The 6245-nt window shown below is 55.4% G+C and carries 8 protein-coding genes; 1 reads left to right on the top strand and 7 read right to left on the bottom strand.

All coding sequences use genetic code 11. From position 1 onward, the window contains the following. A partial coding sequence (locus JW937_05720) for a homocysteine S-methyltransferase family protein (GenBank protein ID MBN1586913.1) occupies nt 1-253 on the bottom strand: 253 nt, incomplete at its 3' end. A gap of 221 nt (nt 254-474) precedes the next feature. On the opposite strand from JW937_05720, the gene JW937_05715 reads away from it, so the two are divergent. Further along, nucleotides 475-750, top strand: a complete 276-nt coding sequence (locus JW937_05715) for a NifU family protein (GenBank protein MBN1586912.1) — start codon at nt 475-477, stop codon at nt 748-750. A gap of 15 nt (nt 751-765) precedes the next feature. Here the strand turns inward: JW937_05715 and JW937_05710 are convergent, their stop codons facing one another. The 6 genes from JW937_05710 to JW937_05685 all read right to left on the bottom strand — a co-directional run. Next, on the bottom strand, nt 766-1323 hold the full coding sequence (locus JW937_05710) for a LemA family protein (GenBank protein MBN1586911.1): 558 nt from the start codon (nt 1321-1323) through the stop codon (nt 766-768). A gap of 15 nt (nt 1324-1338) precedes the next feature. After that, nucleotides 1339-2142, bottom strand: a complete 804-nt coding sequence (locus JW937_05705) for a hypothetical protein (protein ID MBN1586910.1) — start codon at nt 2140-2142, stop codon at nt 1339-1341. Nucleotides 2143-2164: 22 nt separating this feature from the next. Continuing rightward, nucleotides 2165-2713 carry a hypothetical protein gene (locus tag JW937_05700; protein ID MBN1586909.1) on the bottom strand — a complete coding sequence of 183 codons (549 nt, stop codon included), beginning with the start codon at nt 2711-2713 and terminating at the stop codon, nt 2165-2167. Further along, on the bottom strand, nt 2706-4643 hold the full coding sequence (locus JW937_05695) for an ATP-binding cassette domain-containing protein (protein ID MBN1586908.1): 1938 nt from the start codon (nt 4641-4643) through the stop codon (nt 2706-2708). The genes JW937_05700 and JW937_05695 overlap by 8 nt, the downstream gene beginning before the upstream one ends. Nucleotides 4644-4774: 131 nt before the next feature. Further along, nucleotides 4775-5575, bottom strand: coding sequence for a hypothetical protein (locus tag JW937_05690; protein ID MBN1586907.1), 801 nt, complete (start codon nt 5573-5575; stop codon nt 4775-4777). 192 nt (nt 5576-5767) lie between these two features. Beyond that, nucleotides 5768-6245: hypothetical protein (locus tag JW937_05685; GenBank protein MBN1586906.1), on the bottom strand; the 478-nt coding region annotated here is incomplete at its 5' end.

Below are 6245 nucleotides of genomic sequence, written 5' to 3'. Positions count from 1 at the left end.
TAAAAGTGTTAGTTTCGATGATCTGGGCGCCGGCCCGCAGGAAATCCGCGTGCACCTGGCGGATGAGCTCCGGGCGGGTCAGACTCAGGAGGTCGTTATTCCCCTTGAGGTCCACCGGGTGACCGGCGAAGCGCTTCCCACGGAAATCCTTTTCCTGCAAGGCATGGCGCTGGATCATGGTGCCCATGGCGCCGTCCAGAATCAGGATTTTTTCCCGGGCCAGTTGCAGGAATTCCTTTGAAGTGATGCTCATAGCCGTACATTCTACTATTCCCGGGTGTTAGACACCAGAGGCGGCTTCCCCTAGAATATGGGACTATTGCGAAACAGCGAAAAACGCTTCAGTCGTCATCACGAGCGAAAGCGTGGTGATCTGTCGCAACAAAGATTGCTTCTCCGCCATGACATCGTGGCGGATCGCAATGACGGAAAGGCTATTTCGCAACAGTCCCAATATGCGCCAAGGAGGAAATTATGACCGACGCAGAAAAACTGGAAAAACTGAATCAGATTTTTGAAGAAATCATCAACCCCGGGGTTGCCATGCACGGCGGGGTTGCCGAACTGGTCGAGGTGAAGGACAACAAGGTCTATGTCCGCTTTGGGGGCGGCTGCCAGGGTTGCAGCATGGCCTATGCCACACTCAAGCAGGGCATTGAGGCCACGATCAAAGACGCAATTCCCGAGATTGAAGAAGTCGTGGACGCGACCGAGCACGGCCGGGGCGACAATCCCTACTACGAGCCCTAGTTCAACGGCTGGCGCTTAGAATTTGATATCGACATCCCGCTTGTCTTCCTCTGCGACTTCGAGCAGGTGATGAGGAGTGTATCCCAGTTGGCGGGCCAGGAGCACGTCCGGGAACTGCTGGATTTTGATATTGTAAAGGGTCACGCTTTCGTTGAAAAATTCCCGCCTGTCCGCGATCTCGTTTTCCAGACTTGAGATTCTTCCCTGCAATTGAAGGAAATTCTGGTTCGCCTTCAGGTCCGGATAGTTTTCGGCTAAGGCAAACAGAGATTTTAGCATCTTGGACATTTCATTGGTCGCCACGGTCTTGGCATCAATGGATCCCGCATTGAAATAAGCGGCCCGGGCTTCCAAGACTTTTTCAATGAGACCTCTCTCGTGCGTCATGTAGCCCTTGCAGGTTTCCATGAGTTTAGGCAGCTCATCGTGCCGCTGTTTCAGCAGCACGTCGATATTGGCCCAAGCCTTGTCGATGTTGTGGCGCAGCCGCACCAAACCGTTGTAAATACCGATAAAAAGCCCGGCCAGGCCCACAAGGCCGAAGATCAGGATTACCAGCAGCACAATACCCATCGCTCCCCCCTTTTGTCAGAAATAGCGCAGCATAAAAACCGCCAAACACACCACGGTCAAAGCAGGGCCGCCGTACAAACAGAGACCCAATTCAATTCCCAAATCCCCGACAAATGCGTTTTCGGGTTTGTCTGAAATATAAAAAGGACGGCCTTCCCCTTTTCCCACAATCACGTTCTCGTTTCCCAAACCTTCCCGTTGGCCTTGGGGGATGTTGGAGGCTGTTCCCAGGACATAGACATCTTCCTTGCCGCGCAAAGTCCATTCCTCGCAAGTGAATCTTCTCCTCAAACCTGCGCGGCTTCGGGCTTGGACTCCCAAAACCTCCAGCCCTCTTAAACAGGACTCTTCAGTATCCCCGCTGAAAGGACCTGTCTGGTACTGGCGGGCTTCGAGATGCCAGTCCGCTTTCGCCGGATCAACAAGCACCTTCCCGGTTTCATCCTCCAGATAAAAAAGATAGCCGGCCTCGTATTCGGCCAGCAAATGCGTGTCGCGGCCCACGTGTTCGCTCACCGTGTAATGGCAATAAAGCACGTCTTCGCCGGAAAATGGCGCATGAAAAAGCTGCTTAAAAGGAAGAGCCTTGCCGCTGAGTTCGACAAGGCCGATGGCAAGAGATCGAACCTTTGAGGTGGCGGTATCCTCGACCATGCGTTTTTTTCTGCGCACGTCCCAACCGTGGATAAAGGCCCAAGCCCCTGCGAGCATCCCCAGGCAAAGCCACCAGGACCAGTCGTCGTCCTTGATATATTCCGGGAGAATCGCTACCGCAAAGATCCCCGCGAGCACAAGGATCCACCCCGCATTCTTGCTCATTCCCTGCCCCCCAGGTCCGGGACTAAGCGAACCGGCGTTTGACGTCCCGGCGGGAAAAATAATACAAGACCAAGCCAGGCGCAAGCACCGAAAGAGCCAGCCGGATTAATACGATCAAGGTAATGACCAGAGGGCTTGCCGTGCCCAAAGCCTGGTTCAATTCCCCGACAATTTGTTCGTCCGCAGTTCCATCCGGATAACGCCGACGGTAAAACTCGGCTTTACTATTGAACTCCGCCTGGACATCAAAGGTCTGTAAACGATCCCTCACCTGATCCGCAACCACTCTCTGTGTGGCCGGGATCGCCAGCAAGGAAAGCACGATCAGGCATGCATTGGCCAACAGAACAATTCTCCTTGCCGGTTCTTTTAATTGTAGCAAAAAAAATGTGGCCAAGAATATCACAATAAAGATCCAGATATGCATGAAGCGCAGAAAAGGCGGTAACAGCTCCGGCTCTGCCGCGAGATTCATGATCCCCATACTCGAACTGAAAATGAGCCACCATGAAAAAAGCACCAAGCCCAGACTTCTTTTCAGACGAAGCCTTCTCTGCGGGGATTCATTCACTATTCTTTTCCTCCAGGGCCACGGCAATCGCTTTAAGCCGCCGGTTGATGCGCTCCAGCTCTTCGGCATTGTTGTAAATTTCCGGTTTTTGCAGGGCCTCGGCTAATTGCGCCTGTTCTTGCAAAAGTGCAGCCTTCTGATCGGGCCCGCGGGCTGCCCGGGCTTGTTGATCAAGCTGTGCCTGCTTTGCGCGCTTCTGGCGTTCGGCCGCCTCCCGGCGCTTTTGCTCCTTGGATTTTGGACCGCTGACGGTCTTGATCTCTTTCTGAGCAACGGTCTGGGCGGATTTCAACACAGGCTTGTCCACCAGAGCGCCGGGCACAATCCATTGCCGGCCTTCCTCATGCATCCGAAACTCAAAATACTCATAGTCCCCCCTGAAGAGCGTCAGTTGACCGTCCTCGATCAAGAGAACCTGATCCGCGATTTCCCGGATGAAATGCAGATCATGGCTGATAAACACCAGAGTCCCCTCGTACATCTTGAGCGCATCAATGAGGCACTGCACGGAATCAATGTCCAGGTGGGTTGTGGGCTCATCCAGGAGCAGCAGGTTGGGCGGGGACAACAGGTGCTTGACCAAAGAAAGCCGGCTCTTTTCGCCTCCGCTCAACACACTCACAGGTTTTAGAACATCGTCTCCCCTGAAAAGAAAACCCCCGAGCACCGTGCGCGCGTACTCCCCGGCCACGCCCGGAGCTCCGCCCATGGCAGCGTCCAAAACACTTTGGCTGGTGTTGGCCAGATCTGTGCGGTGCTGGGAATAATAGCCGGGAGCTACACGCAGTCCCAGCTTGATCTCCCCGCTCTGAATGGGCACCTGTTCGCCGAGGATCTTGAGCAGCGTGGATTTGCCGGCCCCGTTCGGCCCCACAAGCACCGTTTTTTTGCCGCGCTCGAGTTCCAGATTGAGATCGCGGTAAACCACGCGCTCTCCATAGGCCTGGGACACATTCCTGAGCTCCACCACTTTGAGCCCGCTGCGCTCAACCGGGGGAAAGCGAAAATGGATGGTGGGCACTTCATCCGGCAAAGGGATCTCTTCCATGCGTTCGAGCTGTTTGATCCGGCTCTGCACTTGGCTGGCCTTGGTGGACTTGGCCCGGAAGCGGTTGATGAAGCGTTGGGATTGGCGGCGGTAGTCCTCTTGATTCTTTCGCGCGGCCTGCAGAATGCGCACCTCTTCGTCGCGCTGTTCCACAAAGGAATCATAGTCACCGGTATACCGCAGCAGCTTATTGGCCCTCAACTCCACCACACTTGAAATCACGGCATTGAGAAAACTCCGGTCATGGGAAACAAGGATCAGCGTACCCCGGTAATCCTGCAGGTATTGCTGAAACCAGAGCAAGGAATAAAGGTCCAGGTGATTGGTGGGCTCGTCCAAAAGCAGTACATGCGGTTCGGACAACAGCAGCTTGGCCAGTTCCACGCGCATCATCCATCCGCCGGACATCTCGTTGAGAGGCCGGTCCAGATCCTCTTGCCTAAAACCCAAACCATTGAGAATGGCCTTGGCGCGGTACTCGACTTCGTAGCCGCCGGCGTGCTCGAAGGCCGCGTGCAAGCGGTCGTAGCGTTCCAGAAGACTCTGCGGCGGATCAGGGACTTTCATCTGCTGCAGGACCTCGTGCAGTTCTGTTTCCAGTTGGCGGAGTTCGGGATTGGTACAGACTGTTTCCTCCAGAACCGTCAGCTCACTGTTGGGCAGGAATTCCTGGGGCAGGTATCCCATGCGCAAGCCTTTGCTGCGCATAATCTTGCCGTCATCCGCAGACTGCTCTTCCATAAGCAAACGGAAAAGAGTGGACTTGCCGGAGCCGTTGGGCCCCACCAGGCCCACACGGTCGCCGTCATTGATCTGCAGGTTCACGCCCTGATAAAGGACTTGGTCCCCATAGGCTTTGCTTACGTTGGTGAGGGTGATCACATAGACTCCTGGCCGTGACTTGAGCTAATCCGGCCTAGATTGCCACAGCCCGGGCTTCCGCACAAGAGAAGGCGAAAAAAGAGCCACCCTCGTGAGAGGGCGGCTCGTGTCTGTCCGGAGGTGTGTGGAGATTAGACTTTGAAACGCATGCGGTTGCGATTGCGGTAGGCAAGGCCGCCGAGGCCGATCAATAACAGGCCGGAACTCAAGGGCTCGGGTGAATGGGTGACATCCAAATCAATGGCATCATTCCCGCAGCTCATGGTCCAATGCACTGTAAACTGGGGCTGGCCGCTGACCGAATAAAATACATTGTCCCAGACACCCGCCAACAGACTTAGAGGGATGCTGAATTCGTACACGTTATGATTGTAGGCTGCATATGTGCTGTCGTCATACCCAAAGGCTGCGTTTCCCTCAAGGATCCCGGAGGCAATAGAGAGCGGCCCGCTCTGGGTAAACGGATCGGGATCATTCCACGTCGTACTGGAGAAAAGGGCCGCTGTTGTGTCGCTCGGGGTTAAGCCGCTCAGGCGAACCCCAATTTCATAGGAGCCATCGCTCCCAAAATCAAAGGCCAAATCACCGGTTGTGTAGTTCCGGCCCGCATAGCGGGTTCCCTCCAGCGGAAATCCGCTGACCAGGGCCACATAAATATTCGAAGTGTCGCGGGTGTAATAAAGGCCTTCGGCATCAAAGCTCTGGCCGCCCCAGCCCGGATTCTGGAAATCCACGGCCGGGTTCGTGTCCTCCTGCACAAAATAGATGCCTGCACCCGGAGTCCAGTCACTCGAACCGTAGGCACCGGGGTTCACTCCCCAGTCAGCCAGCTGGCCGTCCACGGTGATGGCAGCTCTTGCCGTCCCGCCCAGTGTCAGGCAAAGAAGCGCGCCGCTGAGCATCCCGATTCCCAAAAGTCTTTTCTGCAACATGGTCAAATCCTCTGGAGTTAGTGGTTTTATTGCAATTCGTACCGTATATAGAGCAGGAGCAGTGCCATGCTGAATACAGCGCAATCCTGATCAAAGCTGATCCAAGGTGAACGGACTTGCGCAGCCCTAAGACCGGGTAAACCGGACACAGAAGTCTTTATTTTTCAGGGGTGTAGAGAAAAGTGAACGTTTTTAGAAGGCAGCTCCCAGAGCGGCAGGCAACTGCATCAGAGGGGCCGCCTGGCGTTCGGGTGGGATAGGAATTGCGGCCGGCAGATCGACTGCAGGGTGCGCGGGTTCCAACTGGGGTGTTTGAAGCACATCCGGCAGGGAAAACAGCGTAATGGAATCGATCCAAAACTCGAAGCCAGGGGCTGCGTTCGCACACGGCTCCACTTGAACGCGCTCAATGCGTTCCCATTCTGTGGGGATGTGGCGGGGTGGGTGCGGACGGGTTGTGGAAAGGCGGTCTGCGATGGATTGCGGCGCCGCATTGGCTTGAAGTTGCACGGTGAAATAGCCTGTGGGATCGGAGAGATGCTCGCCAAGAACCACAACCGCGCGGCTCACCACACGCGGCGCGCCGGGTGTGTGGGTGATCCAGTTCACTTGCACTTGAAAGCCATGGTCCGGATGGACCGCCCCCTGAGGAGCCGAGTATTTCACGCGC

The organism is Candidatus Omnitrophota bacterium (assembly GCA_016929445.1).
Classification (GTDB): domain Bacteria; phylum Omnitrophota; class Gorgyraeia; order JAFGIU01; family JAFGIU01; genus JAFGIU01.
Note: the sequence above shows the minus strand (reverse complement) of the source record. Positions and strands in the feature narration are given on the sequence as shown.